The organism is Sphingobacterium sp. 18053, assembly GCF_902706145.1.
GTDB classification, from domain to species: domain Bacteria; phylum Bacteroidota; class Bacteroidia; order Sphingobacteriales; family Sphingobacteriaceae; genus Sphingobacterium; species Sphingobacterium paramultivorum.
This window is the reverse complement of the sequence record NZ_CACSJW010000013.1, coordinates 68,887-85,572: the sequence shown is the minus strand read 5'-3', so window position 1 is coordinate 85,572 and position 16,686 is coordinate 68,887. Positions and strand designations below refer to the sequence as shown.

The window sequence follows — 16,686 nt, the reverse complement described above, 5'->3', positions numbered from 1 at the left end:
CATCAGCGATTAACCCTGTTGCACCAAATGTTGCAAATCCGGGTCATTCTTGATACGCTCCAATTCCATTTCGATAATCTGTACAATGTCTTGTTTTATCTGACGGTAGTTGCTTTCAATTTGCTGTTTCATTTTATCCTCGCCCTGCTCATCTACAAATGATAAAATTTGCGGTATCTTTTGATAGGCTTTGGTTTCGGAAGCGACCTTTTCATTATCCACCACGATTTCAGCGTGGAAGATTTTTTGCTCAATGCGCTCATCGAAGTTGTCTGATACAGAACCCACGAACATACCTTGTGTAAGCGTTGAAATTTTGGAAGCCGGAATAAGGCTGTCTAACTGTGTGGAGATAGAGGTAGATTTATCGTTGCGGTTAATCGTCATACTTTGGCGTTTCTGCAATACTTTGCCGAAGCGTTCTGAAAGGCTTTTTGCTGTTTCGCCAACCACCTGACCACTGAAAATATTACCTACCGTATTCTGAATTACCTTGCTCTCTTTGTCGCCGTAATCCCTTGTTAATTGCGAAAAATCCTGAAAGCCCAAACAAACGGCTACCTTATTACTTCTCGCAGTTGCGATAAGATTATCCAGCCCTCTGAAGTAAATTGTAGGCAGCTCATCTATGATAACCGAACTCTTTAATTGCCCTTTTTTGTTGATGAGCTTTACAATTCTTGAATTGTACAAACCCAATGCTGCGGAGTAGATATTTTGGCGGTCGGGATTGTTACCTACGCACAAAATTTTAGGTTCTTTGGGATTGTTGATGTCGAGCGTAAAATCATCCCCGGTCATTACCCAATACAATTGCGGGCTAATCATTCTTGACAAAGGAATTTTTGCCGATGCAATCTGTCCCTGTAATTGGTCTTGCGCTCCTGATTGCCAAGCATCCATAAATGGAGATAGATAATTTTCCAAATCGGGATATGAGGTTAAAATAGTAAACACGTCTGCGTATTTCTTATTCAGTAATTCAATGGCGTGTGGGAATGTACAATACTTACCGTCCTCATAGATTTTCAGATACCAAATAATGGCAGCTAATAGGATAATTGGGCTTTCCACGAAAAAATCCCCTTGCTTCTGTATCCAGCTTCGATTGAGGTTAAGCATTATAGTATAAGCCGCTTCATAAGCATCCGAAATGTCCGTCATAAAGTCGGGGTTCAAAGGATTACAACGGTGGCTCTTGCGTGGGTCGTCAAAATTTATCACATAAAATTTCGGCTGAACTTTGTATTTATCCCGATGCTTCAATAAATGGTTGTATGCAATGGTAGATAGGTCGTCAAACTTGAAATCGTAGATGTACATTGAGAAGCCTTTCTCAATCTGCTGCTTGATGTAATTGTTTACGATTGCATAAGATTTTCCTGAACCCGGAGTACCCAACACAATCGAGGCTCGAAAAGGATTGACTATGTTAATCCAGCCATTGTTCCACTTTCCTTTGTAATAAAACTTCGTGGGGAGATTGACAGAATATTCGTTTTGCATTAAACGAGTTTCCTGCTGAAAACTTTCGTTCTCGTTGTTGAATACATCGTCCATCAGGTTGTTGCGCAGCAAACGGCTCATCCAAACTCCGGCTACCATTAAAGCGATATAGCCTGAACCTGTGGTAAAAACATACAGTATTGTAGCGGTGTTTAACGACAGCTTTAGTAAAGGAAAATTCAGGAAAAACAGAATAACGCCAATCGCTAAAGCCACATAGATTTTAGACCAGGTTATCTTTTCGTCTTTAACTCCTTTAGTACCCAAACAGCTCAAAGCCAGCAATACCAAAGCGAATAATTTGGTATATAGGGTGTGTGAGAACAGTCCGGCTGTACGCTGAAAGTTGCCTAATATTTTGTTGATGAGTTCTAACGTCCAGCCACGTTCTATAAAGAAACCGTAGCAGAACCAATAAAGGTGCATCAGTACCAAAAGGATACTCACAGCCCTCATAAAAGCCATTATTTTGGCTAAACCTCTTAAATCGTCTTCTCCCTGCATTATTTTGATTTTTAATGTTCGGGAGGGAATTTATGGGCTATGAAGACTGGCTATAAAAATGTGGCAGGCATTGGCGGTGCGTGGCAGTATTTGGCTGATTGTTATCGCTGACCTCTTTGGCGTTTTCTTTTCTTCTTCATTTTATTGGCAAAATCCTGTTCCTCGTAATCTTCGCCCTGTGCTTCGGGAAGCAAGCCGCCCAATGCTTCAATCAAACCGTCTTCGTATTTTTCCGTATTCAGGAAGTCGAACAAATGATGTGGTTCTTCCGCAGGAAGATCTGCATCATTTGATGTAGATATTTTCGGTTGTAATTCTACTGGCTCTTTAATCTCCGGTTTGATGTTATTGTTCCAATAATCATTAAAGGCATTGGCAGAAAGTTCCTTGCTCAAACGTGAACCGTTCCAAACCGCTTTAGAATTGTGGTCTATAAATGTCATTCCATAAATACGCCCTGTATCATTCCTCCGCACCACTACGTTAATTCCCTGCTCCGCTAACTGTTTCTTAAAGCCCAATTCATCAGTTGTTGATTTCAAGGCAATGGTAACGGCTGATTGTAAGGTCTGCTTGGTTGGACTATCTTTTAAATCCGTTTTGCATTTCGCAAAATGCAGCTCCAAAGCCGGAAGTCCTGCATCTTTACCAAACAGCGAAGCCTTGAACGGATGCCCGGCTCTTTCGCCTTTCTCGTTTAAAGGAATGTATAATAAACCCTGCCGTAGCTGCCCCTGTAATTCGCCCTCTACTTTTTCGGTGGTAATATTGAACAGGGAAAGCAAGGCATTGTATTCTCCCAAAGTCTGAAACTTGTAATAATTCGGTAAGTGCCGAACTACCGAAGCGATTTGACTTTTTACATCTCCAGCTTTATAATTTACCGGACGGAAAACCTTGTCGTTCTGCCGATGCTCCTTATCAGTTGCGGGTATCAATCCGTGTTTTCTTTCCAACTCACGGCACACATTCATAGACCGCATTTTCTCGAACTTGTCCGAAATCTTTTTGCCCTCTTCGTCCACGCAAACCGATACGATATGAATATGGCTACGGTCAATATCGGTATGTTTGAATACCACAAAAGGCTGTTCGCCGTAACCCATTTCACGCATATACTGCTCTGACATTTCCCTGTACCTGTCATCGCTTACCTTGTCTTTCGGGTCGGGATTGAGCGAAATATGCAAGGTATGTTTCTCGGTATTGCGGTTGGCGATGAGGTAAGGAGCAAAAGATTGGGCTAATTGTGCAACGGAATAATGACCGTTGGCGGTTTCAATTATCTTATTGGCGAACAAAATCTGTCCGTTTTCATTCTCTACTTTGAGCTGATTGTACGCCAATGCTCCATATAAATTTCCGCTTCTACCGATTTTTGCTATCATTTCTAAGGCTGTTTTTTCAGATGTTTTGCTTCAAATTCCTCGCTTATCTGAATAATTTTTTGGCATAACATCGCCATTTCAGCCGTCTGTTTTTCCAATTTGTAGAGGAACGCTGCCGCTTTTTTCTCGGAAAAATGCTTGTACAACAGCTTTACAATCTGGTTATAATTTACACCTACGGAGCGAAACTGACTGTGAAACGAAGTCAATCGCATATAAAAATCAACCGTTCCCTTATCTATTTTAACCGATTTCATTTCCTTACTGAACAGTAGGGAAATGATAAACTTTGCTTTATTGGGCATTCCCGATGCTTCAAAAAGCGATAAAAGTTTGGCGTTTTCTTCGTCCGTAAGACGGAAAACGTGGCGGTGAATGCTTGGGTCGGTTTTTGGTGTCCGTCCGCCCTTGTTCTGTTTGCTGTTACTGTTCTCGTTCATCACAAATCCATTTTTAATCCACACAAAACCTCGACTTCGGAGAGCGTTTTCTGCCCCCTGCAAAGGGCAAGTTGTTTTGAGGCACTAACTCGGTTTCGAGTGCCTCAAAACACAACTTGCCGTGTTCCGTTGAACACAAAAATCCGCCCTGCGGGACGGATTAAATGTAACAGGGAAAAACGGCTCAATGCCGTTCCCGTTACCCTCCGATTTGTCAAAAGCCTTTTGCATAAATCCGTTAATAAAAATCATTTTACAAAGTAAAGCCCTGCCCGTAAGAGTATTGCAATGCAATACCTGGACAAACGCTGCCTTTGAACGCCAAACACTGCCACGATAAGGAAAGCACCTATATATCTACATTTCTTTGTGCCTACAAACAGATAGATATAAGGGCATAGATAGGTATGCAGGTAACAACATAAGTACGTAATCAGCTATGTAGAAAAGTACCTATTGAGATATGCGATGATGCAATTGGGTACGCACATATTCAGGCACATAAATAAACAGGTCTGTTGGTACGAACATACCTGCCTGCATACAGCTATAAGCGTGTATTCAGGTACATAGCTTAGTGCATCATTACCTGCCTAACTACATAAGTATGCACACAGCGACAAGCCTATATACAGTGGTACACAGGTAGGTAATTGCGGATATATGGACATAGGTAAATGGATATATAAATAATTAAAAACAGCAGTAATATGAATGCAAAACACAAAACAGTATTTATCGCCTTTTCATCTCAAAAAGGCGGTGTCGGCAAAAGCACCTTTACAACGCTTGTTGCAAGTACGATGCACTATCGGTTAGGCTACAACGTAGCCGTATTTGATGCGGATTTTCCACAGCACAGCTTGATGAAAATGAAGACAAGGGATTTGGCAATGGTAATGGAAAACGAGGCTTTGAAAAAGCTGGCTTACAAACAATTTACCACCATCAACAAAAAAGCCTATCCTATTATGCAGTACAAAGCGGATAGCGTATTGGAAGCGGCTCACGAATTTGTAAACACTTCTTCCGTTCCGGTTGATGTGGTATTTTTTGACCTGCCCGGAACTGTGAATACGCCCGGCATTCTGAAAGCATTGGCAGGAATGCACCACATTTTTACGCCCATCACAGCAGACCGTGTGGTAATGGAAAGTACGCTCATCTTCACACAGCTTTTGCAGGACGTGATTATGAAAAAAGGGGAAACGTCCATAGAAACCATTAACCTGTTTTGGAACCAGGTTGATGGCAGGGAAAGCACACCCCTATATGGCGTGTATAACCAGCTTATTGAGCAATTAGGATTAAGCCTGATGCAAAGCCAAATCAAGAACAGCACCCGTTTCCGCAAAGAAAGCGAAACGGATAGCAAAACCGTTTTCCGTTCTACCGTAATGCCTCCCGATGAACGTTTGATGAAAGCCAGTCAGTTAGACCTGTTCATAGACGAATTTTTAAAAATCATTCAATTATAGCCCTATGGAGAAAGATAATAAAAAGAAAGCCACGCCTGATATTAACGAGGAACTGATGATGAACCTGATGGTAGATGGCGTAAAAAAAGAGGGCTTGAAGCTTCCACCTGAACCGCCTGCTGAAGAACCCGAAAAGGAAGAGATTAAGCCTAAAGAACTGGCACAGGAAAAACCTGCGGTTAAAGAAAAGAGCAGAACCAAAAGGACAAACGAAGCAGACTACGAAAGTATCTTTTTCAAAAAACCTGATACCAATGCCCGTGACGGGAAAACGGTTTATATCCGACCGGATTTTCACGAAAAGATGTCACGCATTGTACAGGTTATAGGCGAAGACAAGATAACCATATATGGCTATTTGGACAATTTGTTGGATTACCATTTTCAGGAATTTGGCGAGCAGATTACCAAGAGTTTCAATGATAAGTACAAACCCATTTTATAAGCTATGGAAACAGTAATTGTGATATGCCTGCTCATAGTCATTGCCCTGCTGGTGCAGGATAAGATTGTCATTAAGAAAAGGTCGGAGCATAAGCCAATGCAGGAAAAGGTTAATCCGAACCTGCCCGATATTATGGGTCAGCCCAAGCCTGTAAGAAGCCTTTCCCTGCCAAACGCTGCCAATGAAAGCCAAATTGAGGAACAAGAGATAAACCCTGATAATTTAGACATTGAATACGACGAAAATGAAAACGTAGGTATTCAAATTCCGCAGGAAGAGCTGGACGAAGTTTTCAGTAATATGCCTGATTTGGAGGAAGAGGAAGAAGAGTTGAACAAGTACGGAATATCCGGTGGCGATGACAGTCTTGCCCAAGGGGTTACCTATGACGAACTAAGCTCCGTAGGGGCATTGCTCCAAAAAGAAAATTTGGAACAATCTCAAAAGGAAACAGCGGTTGCGATAGTTCAAAAATTGCAGGGAACTGAATTATTCAGCCTGCTGGAAAATTCCGTTGAGGGTGCTTCCCGAAAAATTGCCGAGCTTTTGGATAGTACACTCTTATCTGAAACGGAGAACAGTTCTTCCACTTTGCGGAAAAGTGATTTGAGTGATTTTGACATTGGGGAGTTTGTATAGACTTCCCTTTGTCTTTTTAAAAACAAGGAAATATGGAAAATGGATTTAATCAGGAAGCCTATGATTTGCGTGTAAACAAAGGAATGCTACCAACCATTAATATTGCAGGGCATACATTCTATGTGGATATTCGTATGGATATGCTTCGACCTAAAGATGATTTTCTTTCTAAAGGTATAGTGTTCTCGGATATAGCAAACTACTATAATGAAGATAAAAGGATTTATACTATTCCATACAATCCCAAGACACACGAATTTCAGGAACCGGATTACCGGAATATTAAAGAGCTTCCCAAAGATTTAATCGCTGTGCAATTTCCCTCTGAAAGACTGCTTGACAGGATTGGATGGAACAGGCATTACGGGTTTGAACTTACACAAGGACTGGCAAAGCAGGGCTTGAAATTGCAGTTTGAAGCGAAGCAAATACCGTGGGAAAAAACCTTTCTTGTTGGTTTGATTAAAAGCAATTTGAAAGCTGAAAAGAACCTGCAAAAAGCTGAAGCAAAACAACAGCCACCCCAAGCAAAACAAAGTAAACCGAAAGGTCGCAAAATGTAAATCGAAACGCTGAAAAATTAAACGCCAAACAGTAAAAAGTTTGGCGTTTTTTTATACTCAAACGCTTGCCACAAAGCCACTCACAGCCAAACACTTCCTTTGACTGCCACTTTGTTAGACCGCCTCACTTTCCATAACACCTTTGTCCCGAAAGCCTGCAAAGTGCGGGATAACAGTAACAAAATAATGTGTTTCAATTATGGAAAAACAGAGAAAAAAAGTTTTGCTGGCAGCCGTGGCTATGCTGTCAGGAATTGGTGCGTTCGCACAGGGAAACGGCTCGGCAGGTATAAACGAGGCTACCCAAATGGTAACTTCCTATTTCGACCCCGCTACCCAATTAATTTACGCCATCGGTGCGGTCGTTGGGCTAATCGGAGGCGTTAAGGTGTACAACAAGTTCAGTTCGGGCGACCCCGACACGAGCAAGACTGCGGCAAGCTGGTTTGGTGCGTGTATCTTCTTAATTGTTGCGGCTACCATCCTGCGCTCATTCTTCCTTTAATCCTTTGCCTTATGAATTACAATATCAATAAAGGCATCGGAAGAACGGTGGAATTTAAAGGGTTGAAAGCACAATACCTGTTCATTTTCGCAGGCGGACTACTCGGTACGCTTATCCTCGTGATGATAATGTATATGGCTGGCGTAAACTCTTACGTCTGCCTGTTCCTGGGCGCAGGCGGGGCTTCGCTCATTGTGTGGCAGACCTTTTCACTCAACAGGAAGTACGGCGAACACGGGCTGATGAAAATTGCAGCTAATAAACGGCATCCCCGCTACATCATCTGCCGCAAGCCTGTACACCGCTATCTGAAATTCACTCCTAAACAGAATGCCGTATGAGAAATGTATCTAAAACAACAACGCTGGAAAACAAATTTCCTTTGTTGGCAGTAGAAAACAATTGCATCCTTTCCAAAGATGCAGATATTACCGCCTGTTTTGAAGTGCGTTTGCCGGAACTGTTTACGGTAGCTTCTGCGGAATATGAAGCCATACATTCCGCTTGGCACAAAGCTATCAAGACTTTGCCGGATTTTACGGTAATCCACAAACAGGATTGGTACATCAAAGAAAGCTATGCTCCCGATTTGGCAAAAGAAGACCAGAGCTTTTTGGCGAAATCCTACCAACGTCATTTTAATGAGCGACCGTTCCTGAACCATTATTGTTACCTGTTCCTGACCAAAACCACTAAGGAAAGAATGCGAATGCAAAGCAACTTCAGTTCGCTTTGCAAAGGTTCATTGATACCAAAGGAAATCAGGAACAAGGAAACAATACACCGCTTTATGGAAGCGGTGGCACAGTTTGAGCGTATCGTGAATGATAGCGGATTTGTAAGCCTGCAACGTTTGACCGAAGATGACATCATCGGAACGGAAGAAAGGCAGGGATTACTGGAACAATACCTTACACTTTCGAGGGAAGCAGGAACACCGATGCAGGACATCGCACTCGGAACAGAAGAAGTCCGTATCGGGAACAAAAGGTTGAGCCTGCACACCTTGTCCGATACGGACGATTTGCCCGGAACGGTATCGGCTGATACCCGTTTTGAAAAGCTGTCCACCGACCGGAGCGACTGCCGTTTGTCGTTCGCTGCTCCTGTGGGCTTACTACTTAGCTGTAACCATATCTACAACCAATATTTGTTTTTAGATAACAGCGAAGACAACCTGCAAAAGTTTGAAAAGTCCGCAAGGAATATGCACTCGCTGGCAAGATATAGCAGGGCTAACCAAATCAACAAAGAGTGGATAGAAAAGTACCTGAACGAAGCCCACAGCTTCGGGCTGTCTTCTATCCGTGCGCACTTCAACATTATGGCGTGGTCGGAAGACCCTGCCGAACTGAAACAGTTAAAGAACGACTGCGGTAGTGCGTTGGCATTGATGGAGTGTAAGCCTCGCCACAACACTACGGATGTAGCTACTTTGTATTGGGCGGGAATGCCGGGCAATGCAGGCGATTTTCCGAGTGAGGAAAGTTTTTACACTTTTATCGAGCCTGCCTTGTGCTTCTTCACGGAAGAAACTAACTATCACAATTCGCCCTCGCCGTTCGGTATCAAAATGGCTGACCGCCTGACCGGAAAGCCTATCCATTTGGATATTTCGGATTTGCCGATGAAGCGTGGGATTATCACGAACCGCAACAAATTCATTTTGGGGCCATCAGGTTCGGGAAAATCGTTCTTCACAAATCATATGGTAAGGCAATACTACGAACAGGGCGCACACGTCCTGTTGGTAGATACGGGTAATTCCTATCAGGGTTTATGCGAACTCATCAAAGGGAAAACCAAAGGCGAAGACGGCGTTTACTTCACTTATACAGAAGACAATCCCATTGCCTTTAACCCTTTCTATACAGATGATGGCGTGTTCGATATTGAAAAGCGTGAAAGTATCAAGACTTTGATACTGACCTTATGGAAACGTGATGATGAACCGCCCACCCGTTCGGAAGAGGTTGCTCTCTCCAATGCAGTAAGTGGCTATATCGAACGCATCAAACAGGAAGATGTTTACCCGTCATTCAACGGCTTTTATGAGTATGTAAAAGGCGATTACCGCAAGGTGTTGGAGGAAAAGCAGGTAAGGGAAAAAGACTTTGACATTGCCAACTTCCTGAATGTTCTCGAACCCTACTACAAGGGTGGCGAATATGATTACCTGTTGAACTCCAACAAGCAATTAGACCTGCTTTCCAAACGCTTTATCGTGTTTGAAATTGATGCGATTAAAGACCACAAAATCCTCTTTCCCATAGTCACAATTATCATTATGGAGGTCTTCATCAACAAGATGCGGAGGCTCAAAGGTATCCGCAAACTCATCCTGATTGAAGAAGCGTGGAAAGCGATTGCAAAAGAAGGAATGGCAGAATACATCAAGTATCTCTTTAAGACCGTCCGCAAATTCTTCGGAGAAGCGATTGTCGTAACGCAAGAGGTCGATGATATTATCCAGTCGCCCATTGTGAAAGAAAGTATCATCAACAACTCCGATTGCAAAATCCTCTTAGACCAGCGCAAGTATATGAACAAATTCGATGACATACAGGCAATGTTGGGGCTTACGGACAAAGAGAAAGGGCAGGTACTTTCTATCAATATGAATAACGATGCAAGCCGACTGTACAAAGAGGTTTGGATTGGCTTAGGTGGTACGCACTCGGCAGTCTATGCCACCGAAGTTAGTTTGGAGGAATACCTCGCATACACCACCGAAGAAACCGAAAAAATGGAAGTGATGCAATTAGCTTCTGAATTGGACGGTAACGTAGAACTCGCCATTAAGCATATCGCAATGCAAAGGCGGGACAAAGCAAATCAATAGTCATTAACATTTTAAAATTCAAGAACAATGAAAAAAGTAATGTATCTGGTGTGTACGGCACTAATGCTCGCCGTAGCACCGTCTGCAAAAGCCCAATGGGTAGTAACCGACCCTACAAATTTGGCTTCAGGTATTCTCAACAGTGCGAACGAAATCGTACAGACTTCTTCGACTGTGAGCAATGTGATTAAAAACTTCAACGAAGTGAAGAAAGTGTACGAACAGGGTAAGGAGTATTACGATAAACTACAAGCCATCAACAACCTTGTGAAAGATGCCCGTAAGGTACAGCAAACCGTACTGCTCGTTGGAGATGTATCGGAAATGTATGTTACCAATTTTGGTAAGATGATGAATGACCCAAATTTCAAACCACAGGAATTGGTAGCTATCGGCAATGGGTATTCGGCACTGCTCAATGAAAGCACCGAACTGCTGAAAGAACTCAAACAGATAATAACAGCATCAAGCCTTTCCCTGAATGACAAGGAGCGTATGGATATTATCGACCGTGTGTACAAAGAGGTTAAGGATTACCATAGCCTTGTTCGCTACTACACTAATAAGAACATTTCTGTGAGCTACCTAAGAGCGAAAAAGAAAAACGATGCCCAAAGAGTGCTTGACCTCTACGGAACTGCTAACCAAAAATACTGGTAAACTATGGAATGGGATAATCTTCACGAACTCCTGCGTTCGCTTTATGACGATATGATGCCGCTTGCAGGCGATATGGCGGCAGTGGCTAAGGGATTGGCGGGATTGGGAGCGTTGTTCTATGTGGCATTAAAGGTTTGGCAGGCTTTAAGCCGTGCCGAACCTATTGATATGTTCCCGTTGCTGCGCCCGTTCGCTTTGGGACTTTGCATTATGTTCTTTCCGACCATCGTTTTGGGAACAATCAATGCGGTATTAAGCCCGGTAGTGACCGGAACCCACCAAATACTCGAAGACCAGGTGCTTGACCTGAACAAGCTCCAACAGCAGAAAGACCAATTGGAATACGAGGCAATGGTACGAAATCCTGAAACCGCCTATATGGTATCGGACGAAGAGTTCGATAAGAAGCTGGACGAATTGGGCTGGTCGCCATCCGACATTGGTACAATGGCAGGGATGTATATGGACAGGCAAGCCTACAAGATAGAAAAAGCAATAAAGGATTGGTTTCGCAATTTGCTGGAAATACTTTTTCAGGCGGCGGCTTTGGTCATTGATACCATACGAACCTTTTTTCTAATCGTCTTGTCCATACTCGGGCCAATAGCCTTTGCGATAAGCGTATGGGACGGTTTTCAGTCCACGCTCACGCAATGGCTGACCCGATATGTTAGCGTTTACCTCTGGCTTCCTGTTTCGGATTTGTTCAGCTCAATGTTGGCAAGAATACAATCCCTGATTATTGAAAGGGACATCCAAAAGCTGTCTGACCCAACCTTTATCCCCGACACTTCCAACACCGTGTATATCATTTTTATGATTATCGGCATTATCGGATACTTCACAATACCGACAGTGACGGGTTGGGTAATCCAAGCCGGAGGCGCAGGAAACTTTACCCGCAACGTAAACCAAGCGGCAATGAAAACAGGAAACATCGCCGGAGCCGGGGCTGGTTCAACCGTTGGAAATATCGGCGGCAAGCTAATGAATAGGTAAAACAAGTAATCATTAAAAAAATGGAATTTAAAACGCTAAGAAATATAGAAAACAGCTTTCGGCAGATACGTTTGTATGCCATTGTATTTGCCATTCTCTGCATTGGCGTGGTAGGATATGCCGTATGGCAGTCCTACCGCTTTGCAGAAGAACAACGCCAAAAAATCTATGTATTGGATAACGGAAAATCTTTGATGCTTGCCTTATCGCAAGATGCCAGCATCAACCGACCTGTGGAAGCAAGGGAACACGTCAGACGGTTTCACGAGCTTTTCTTTACCCTTGCTCCCGACAAGAATGCTATCGAAAGCAATATGAGCAGGGCATTCAACCTTGCCGACAAAAGTGCTTTTGATTATTACAAAGACTTGTCGGAAAAGGGCTATTACAGCAGGATTATTTCGGGTAACGTACAGCAACGCATAGAGGTGGATAGTGTCGTGTGCAATTTCGATAACTATCCTTATGCGGTGCGCACCTATGCCAAACAATTTATCATCCGGTCAAGCAACGTAACCAGGCGTAACCTGATTACCTCTTGCTATCTCGTAAACTCCGTTCGTTCCGACAACAACCCGCAGGGCTTCAATATTGAAAAATTTGCAGTGATTGAAAACAGGGACATTGAAGTTATCGAACGCTAAAAACAATTTTATGGAAGCATTATCAGATTTAAACACGTTCGCAAAAATCCTTACCGACAAAGGATATAATGGGTATTTCCATACGCAGGGTGCGTATGCCGGAAAGCTGAAAGACAGCATCGGCGAATACCTCGAAAGCTGCCAAAAAGGTGCAGACAGTTTGCCTAAACAAGATTTGTTGCTGACAGGCTACCTACAATGGTCGGGCGATGACAAGCCCCGTGTAGAATGTAGTATGTGGGTAAAATACCTGAATGGCAAATTCTCACTTAGCCGTATGGAGGTATCGAAGAAAGACGGCTTTGGGCAATTACTCAAAAAATCGGAACTGGCAAACCTGTCAGTCATATCCGCACCCAAATTAATGGAAGCGGTCGCACTGGTCAATGATGCGCCGAAGCAAACGGCGGCTAAAAGCCCTAAACGTTTCAAGCTATAACAACAGAAATAGTAAGGCTATGAAAAAATTAAGAGCAAATATGGACAGGTACTTTGACAAGCTGGACGAACGTTGGCGGTCATTGCCCTTACGGAAACAGCACCAATATACCCTGTACTTTTTTGCGGGGTATCTCTTGCTGACCGCAGGGGTTATCGGCAAAGTAGTGTACGATACGGGCAAGCCCAATGATGCAATCAACATCAGGCATATCGAAAACCCTGTCCTCAAAAAAAGTGAAAGCCCTGCAAGATTGCAAGACACATTATCAACAATTCTAAAAAATCAGATTTATGAAAGAAAATGAGAACAAAAAATCGGTTGTCCGGGTAACGGAGGGGAACCCGGCAGCAACCGCTGAAGTGCCGCAAGACGGCACACAGAACAAAGCCGAAAAGCTCAAAAAGCCACTCATTTTTGGCTTAATGGGGATTGTCTTCGTGGGTTGTATGTACCTCATATTTAAACCGTCCGAAGATAAAAAGGCAATCGAGAACATTGGGCTGAACGATGCCGTACCACAGGCTACCGGAGCAGGAATGCCTGCCGACAAAGGCAAGGCGTATGAACAGGAAATGCTGGAACGTAAGGAGCAGGAAAAGCGGAATGCACTTGCAACGCTTTCAGATTATTGGAACACGGACAGCGCACAGGACAGTGAGAAAGAAATCCCTGAAGAGGATGAAAGCAACAGTTATGGCGGTGGCAGAAATTCGGGCAGGAACGGTAATCAGACATTGAACAGTTACCGCAATGCACAAAGTACATTGGGTTCATTTTATCAGGATGATAATGCTGAAACAACGGAACTCCGTAAGCAACTGAATGAGTTAAAAGAACGGTTAGCTGAAAAAGATGTACCTAAGCCTGTAACCGTTGATGACCAGCTTGCCCTGATGGAGAAATCCTACCAAATGGCGGCAAAGTATCTGCCAACGGGTACAAATTCAACAGAAGCCCCACCTGCTAAGGATGCAGGTACGGCTACCACAGGTTCAACTCAAAAGGAGCATTTTGTGGCATTCACGCCTACAAGAAAGAACACCGTTTCCGCTTTGTATCGTGAGCCTACGGACAGTGCCTTTGCAGCCGATTGGAGCCAAACTAAAAATCGTGGCTTTTATACTGCTGGTTCTATTGAGCAGGTGGTACAACCGAAAAACAGTATTAAAGCCTGTGTACACGATGCCCAAACGGTCATTGGCGAAACGGGCGTAAGACTGCGATTATTAGAGCCTGCCCAAACGCCTCAACGTACCATTCCAAAGGGAACGATTGTAACAGCTAACGCTAAATTTCAGGGAGGTCGATTACAGCTAAAAATTACCTCCATAGAACTGGAGGGAAACATCATTCCGGTTGATATTACTATTTACGATTTGGACGGACAGCAAGGTTTGTACGTTCCGTATTCGCCCGAAATGAACGCTCTTACTGAAATGGCGGGCAATATGAGCCAGACTTCGGGAACAAGCATAATGCTCACGCAGAATGCCGGACAACAGGTTGCTGCTGATTTAAGCCGTGGCGTGGTGCAGGGTATTTCGGGCTATTTCGCTAAAAAGGTACGCACACCCAAAGTTGCCCTAAAAGCAGGGCATCAGGTCTTCCTTGTATCTAAAAAATAATGTTGAACTCAAATAAATAAAACAATGAAAAATCATTTAAAAACTTTTTGGGCATTTGTCCTGATACTCGGCTTAGCCGTACAGTCTTACGCACAGGATAGTGCAAGAACTAAACTTGCATTGGGCAAGATAGAACCGTATAAAATGGAAGTGACCTACAATAAGACTTCACACCTGATTTTCCCCACGGCTATACGCTATGTGGATTTGGGTAGCGAATACCTGATTGCAGGGAAAGCAGAAGATGCGGAAAACGTGTTGCGTGTAAAAGCATCGGTAAGGGATTTTGAACCCGAAACCAATTTTTCAGTCATTACCAATGACGGGCGTTTTTATAGCTTCAATGTGTATTACAGTTCATATCCGGAGGCAATGAGCTATGACCTGCTCACGATGCAAAAGGCAGTAGATAAAGCCAATGGTAACGATGTGCTTTTTGAAGAATTGGGCAGCAATTCGCCGTCATTGGCAGGTTTGCTGTTGGAAACGATTTACAAGAAAGATAAACGTATTGTAAAGCATATCGGGGCTAAGAGTTTCGGTATTCAGTTTATCCTCAAAGGCATTTACATACACAACGGCAAATACTATTTCCATACGGAATTGAGAAACCGTACCAATGTGCCATTTCAGATTGATTTTGTGAATTTCAAGGTAGTGGATAAAAAGGTAGCCAAACGTACCGTAGTACAGGAACGCCCGATGATACCGCTTAGGACTTACAAGCCACTGGACGACATTGCCGGAAAAACAATCGAACAAAACGTGTTCCTGTTAGACCAATTTACCATTGCCGATGACAAGGTGCTGCTGATTGAGATTTTCGAGAAAAACGGAGGCAGGCATCAAACGCTTCAGGTTGAAAACTCCGATTTAATCAAGGCTCGTTTGATTAACGATATGCACCTGAAATTTTAATAACCTTTTAAAGTAATTATATGAAAAAGTATATCTATACCGTGATGCTCATCTTGATGGCCATCACGGTTACACAGGCACAAAGAATGCTCCCAAAACAAAGAGGGTTGGAAATAAGTGCAGGCGTACTATCCAATGATAAGATTGGTAATGATTATTACATCAGTGCAGCAATGACCGTAAACGGCAAAAATGGTAATTACCAGCTTTGGGCATTGGAATATACACACCAATACCACGACTATAAAGACCTCCGCATACCGCAGGAAACTTATAGTGCCGAAGGTGGTTACAGTTTCTACTTGTTGGGCGATGCCCGTAAGAACATTACGCTGAATTTAGGAATAACAGGCGTAGTCGGTTATGAAAGCATTAACCGAGGCGAAGCAATGTTGTATGACGGAGCGAAGATACTGAGCGAGGACAATTTTATCTACGGAGCTGGTGGACGGCTCACATTTGAAACGTACCTGTCTGACCGATTTGTATTAGTCCTGCAAGGGCGTACAAAAGTCCTTTGGGGTACAGACTTAGAACAGTTCCGACCGTCCGCAGGTGTGGGATTAAGGTTTAACTTTTAAAACAGAAAACAATGATAGCAATATTCAATAAATTCAGAATGGGATTACTGCCGATATATGTATTGCTGGCAATCCTCACAACTTCGGTTACGTTGGTATCTTGTAGCAAAGATGATGAACTCGAAATACAAAACGATTTTCCTTTTGAGGTCAAAGTGATGCCAGTGCCTAAAGATATTGCCAATGGGCAAACAGTAGAAATACGCATAACCATACAGCGAAGCGGTAATTACAGCAACACGCAATACTATCTCCGCTATTTCCAGTTTGACGGACAAGGCACACTTCGGTATTATGATGAACCGCCGTACCTGCCGAACGATTTGTATTCGTTACCAACTGAACAATTCAGGTTGTATTACACTTCAACATCTACCGTATCACAATCTTTTGAGGTTTGGATTTCGGATAGCTTCGGGAACGAAAAACAATTGAGCTTTCAGTTTAATAGTAGCGATTAAAAGTAGTATGTCATTTCATAAAAACGGCTTATCTGATTGGTAAGCC

General features: G+C 43.2%; 19 protein-coding genes. 16 read left to right on the top strand and 3 right to left on the bottom strand.

All coding sequences use genetic code 11. From position 1 onward, the window contains the following. Positions 1–9: 9 nt before the first annotated feature. The 3 genes from mobC to mobA all read right to left on the bottom strand — a co-directional run bounded on the left by mobC (position 10) and on the right by mobA (position 3,838). Positions 10–2,013, bottom strand: coding sequence for a conjugal transfer protein MobC (gene mobC / locus GVK91_RS25750; protein WP_200845707.1), 2,004 nt, complete (start codon positions 2,011–2,013; stop codon positions 10–12). Between the two features lie 98 nt (positions 2,014–2,111). Next, positions 2,112–3,398 (bottom strand): conjugal transfer protein MobB, encoded by a 1,287-nt coding sequence (mobB, locus tag GVK91_RS25745; protein ID WP_159732149.1) that lies wholly within the window; start codon positions 3,396–3,398, stop codon positions 2,112–2,114. A 2-nt stretch (positions 3,399–3,400) separates the two neighbouring features. Further along, positions 3,401–3,838 carry a conjugal transfer protein MobA gene (gene mobA / locus GVK91_RS25740; RefSeq protein WP_159732145.1) on the bottom strand — a complete coding sequence of 146 codons (438 nt, stop codon included), beginning with the start codon at positions 3,836–3,838 and terminating at the stop codon, positions 3,401–3,403. 710 nt (positions 3,839–4,548) lie between these two features. Between mobA and GVK91_RS25735 the strand changes: the two genes are divergently transcribed. From GVK91_RS25735 to GVK91_RS25660, 16 genes are all read left to right on the top strand, one after another. Then, positions 4,549–5,316: a ParA family protein gene (locus GVK91_RS25735; RefSeq protein WP_159732142.1), complete on the top strand. Its 768-nt coding sequence runs from the start codon at positions 4,549–4,551 to the stop codon at positions 5,314–5,316. A gap of 4 nt (positions 5,317–5,320) precedes the next feature. Beyond that, positions 5,321–5,761 (top strand): DUF3408 domain-containing protein, encoded by a 441-nt coding sequence (locus GVK91_RS25730; protein WP_159732139.1) that lies wholly within the window; start codon positions 5,321–5,323, stop codon positions 5,759–5,761. Positions 5,762–5,764: 3 nt separating this feature from the next. Next, positions 5,765–6,400, top strand: coding sequence for a conjugal transfer protein TraD (locus GVK91_RS25725; RefSeq protein ID WP_159732136.1), 636 nt, complete (start codon positions 5,765–5,767; stop codon positions 6,398–6,400). Between the two features lie 32 nt (positions 6,401–6,432). Further along, the gene (locus GVK91_RS25720) at positions 6,433–6,963 is read left to right on the top strand and encodes a hypothetical protein (protein WP_159732133.1); all 531 of its coding nucleotides are present in this window, start codon (positions 6,433–6,435) and stop codon (positions 6,961–6,963) included. A 199-nt stretch (positions 6,964–7,162) separates the two neighbouring features. Then, positions 7,163–7,468, top strand: a complete 306-nt coding sequence (locus GVK91_RS25715; RefSeq protein WP_002979435.1) for a DUF4134 domain-containing protein — start codon at positions 7,163–7,165, stop codon at positions 7,466–7,468. Between the two features lie 11 nt (positions 7,469–7,479). After that, on the top strand, positions 7,480–7,809 hold the full coding sequence (locus tag GVK91_RS25710) for a DUF4133 domain-containing protein (protein WP_048499039.1): 330 nt from the start codon (positions 7,480–7,482) through the stop codon (positions 7,807–7,809). Continuing rightward, the gene (locus GVK91_RS25705; RefSeq protein ID WP_159732130.1) at positions 7,806–10,310 is read left to right on the top strand and encodes a TraG family conjugative transposon ATPase; all 2,505 of its coding nucleotides are present in this window, start codon (positions 7,806–7,808) and stop codon (positions 10,308–10,310) included. The genes GVK91_RS25710 and GVK91_RS25705 overlap by 4 nt, the downstream gene beginning before the upstream one ends. Positions 10,311–10,337: 27 nt before the next feature. Further along, the gene (locus GVK91_RS25700) at positions 10,338–10,970 is read left to right on the top strand and encodes a DUF4141 domain-containing protein (RefSeq protein ID WP_159732127.1); all 633 of its coding nucleotides are present in this window, start codon (positions 10,338–10,340) and stop codon (positions 10,968–10,970) included. Positions 10,971–10,973: 3 nt separating this feature from the next. Then, positions 10,974–11,969 (top strand): conjugative transposon protein TraJ, encoded by a 996-nt coding sequence (gene traJ / locus GVK91_RS25695; protein WP_159732124.1) that lies wholly within the window; start codon positions 10,974–10,976, stop codon positions 11,967–11,969. Positions 11,970–11,989: 20 nt separating this feature from the next. Continuing rightward, positions 11,990–12,613, top strand: coding sequence for a conjugative transposon protein TraK (traK, locus tag GVK91_RS25690; protein ID WP_159732121.1), 624 nt, complete (start codon positions 11,990–11,992; stop codon positions 12,611–12,613). A 10-nt stretch (positions 12,614–12,623) separates the two neighbouring features. Continuing rightward, a complete protein-coding gene (locus tag GVK91_RS25685) occupies positions 12,624–13,052 on the top strand; it encodes a hypothetical protein (protein ID WP_047478821.1) in 429 nt (142 codons plus the stop codon). A gap of 19 nt (positions 13,053–13,071) precedes the next feature. Next, positions 13,072–13,359, top strand: coding sequence for a nitrogen regulatory IIA protein (locus GVK91_RS25680; protein WP_159732118.1), 288 nt, complete (start codon positions 13,072–13,074; stop codon positions 13,357–13,359). Continuing rightward, positions 13,346–14,680: a conjugative transposon protein TraM gene (traM, locus tag GVK91_RS25675; RefSeq protein WP_159732115.1), complete on the top strand. Its 1,335-nt coding sequence runs from the start codon at positions 13,346–13,348 to the stop codon at positions 14,678–14,680. Before GVK91_RS25680 ends, traM begins: the two co-directional genes overlap by 14 nt. Positions 14,681–14,704: 24 nt before the next feature. Further along, positions 14,705–15,598 (top strand): conjugative transposon protein TraN, encoded by an 894-nt coding sequence (gene traN, locus GVK91_RS25670; protein WP_159732112.1) that lies wholly within the window; start codon positions 14,705–14,707, stop codon positions 15,596–15,598. A gap of 20 nt (positions 15,599–15,618) precedes the next feature. Next, positions 15,619–16,179 (top strand): conjugal transfer protein TraO, encoded by a 561-nt coding sequence (locus GVK91_RS25665; protein WP_159732109.1) that lies wholly within the window; start codon positions 15,619–15,621, stop codon positions 16,177–16,179. 11 nt (positions 16,180–16,190) lie between these two features. Then, positions 16,191–16,640, top strand: a complete 450-nt coding sequence (locus GVK91_RS25660) for a DUF3872 domain-containing protein (RefSeq protein WP_159732106.1) — start codon at positions 16,191–16,193, stop codon at positions 16,638–16,640. The last annotated feature ends 46 nt before the right edge of the window (positions 16,641–16,686 follow it).

Excerpts from the sequence above, each read along its gene's own strand:
- mobB (WP_159732149.1), bottom strand. The coding sequence starts at position 3,398 with ATGATAGCAAAAATCGGTAGAAGCGGAAATTTATATGGAGCATTGGCG.
- mobA (WP_159732145.1), bottom strand. The coding sequence starts at position 3,838 with ATGAACGAGAACAGTAACAGCAAACAGAACAAGGGCGGACGGACACCA.
- GVK91_RS25735 (WP_159732142.1), top strand. The coding sequence starts at position 4,549 with ATGAATGCAAAACACAAAACAGTATTTATCGCCTTTTCATCTCAAAAA.
- GVK91_RS25730 (WP_159732139.1), top strand. The coding sequence starts at position 5,321 with ATGGAGAAAGATAATAAAAAGAAAGCCACGCCTGATATTAACGAGGAA.
- GVK91_RS25725 (WP_159732136.1), top strand. The coding sequence starts at position 5,765 with ATGGAAACAGTAATTGTGATATGCCTGCTCATAGTCATTGCCCTGCTG.
- GVK91_RS25720 (WP_159732133.1), top strand. The coding sequence starts at position 6,433 with ATGGAAAATGGATTTAATCAGGAAGCCTATGATTTGCGTGTAAACAAA.
- GVK91_RS25715 (WP_002979435.1), top strand. The coding sequence starts at position 7,163 with ATGGAAAAACAGAGAAAAAAAGTTTTGCTGGCAGCCGTGGCTATGCTG.
- GVK91_RS25710 (WP_048499039.1), top strand. The coding sequence starts at position 7,480 with ATGAATTACAATATCAATAAAGGCATCGGAAGAACGGTGGAATTTAAA.
- GVK91_RS25705 (WP_159732130.1), top strand. The coding sequence starts at position 7,806 with ATGAGAAATGTATCTAAAACAACAACGCTGGAAAACAAATTTCCTTTG.
- GVK91_RS25700 (WP_159732127.1), top strand. The coding sequence starts at position 10,338 with ATGAAAAAAGTAATGTATCTGGTGTGTACGGCACTAATGCTCGCCGTA.
- traJ (WP_159732124.1), top strand. The coding sequence starts at position 10,974 with ATGGAATGGGATAATCTTCACGAACTCCTGCGTTCGCTTTATGACGAT.
- traK (WP_159732121.1), top strand. The coding sequence starts at position 11,990 with ATGGAATTTAAAACGCTAAGAAATATAGAAAACAGCTTTCGGCAGATA.
- GVK91_RS25685 (WP_047478821.1), top strand. The coding sequence starts at position 12,624 with ATGGAAGCATTATCAGATTTAAACACGTTCGCAAAAATCCTTACCGAC.
- GVK91_RS25680 (WP_159732118.1), top strand. The coding sequence starts at position 13,072 with ATGAAAAAATTAAGAGCAAATATGGACAGGTACTTTGACAAGCTGGAC.
- traM (WP_159732115.1), top strand. The coding sequence starts at position 13,346 with ATGAAAGAAAATGAGAACAAAAAATCGGTTGTCCGGGTAACGGAGGGG.
- traN (WP_159732112.1), top strand. The coding sequence starts at position 14,705 with ATGAAAAATCATTTAAAAACTTTTTGGGCATTTGTCCTGATACTCGGC.
- GVK91_RS25665 (WP_159732109.1), top strand. The coding sequence starts at position 15,619 with ATGAAAAAGTATATCTATACCGTGATGCTCATCTTGATGGCCATCACG.
- GVK91_RS25660 (WP_159732106.1), top strand. The coding sequence starts at position 16,191 with ATGATAGCAATATTCAATAAATTCAGAATGGGATTACTGCCGATATAT.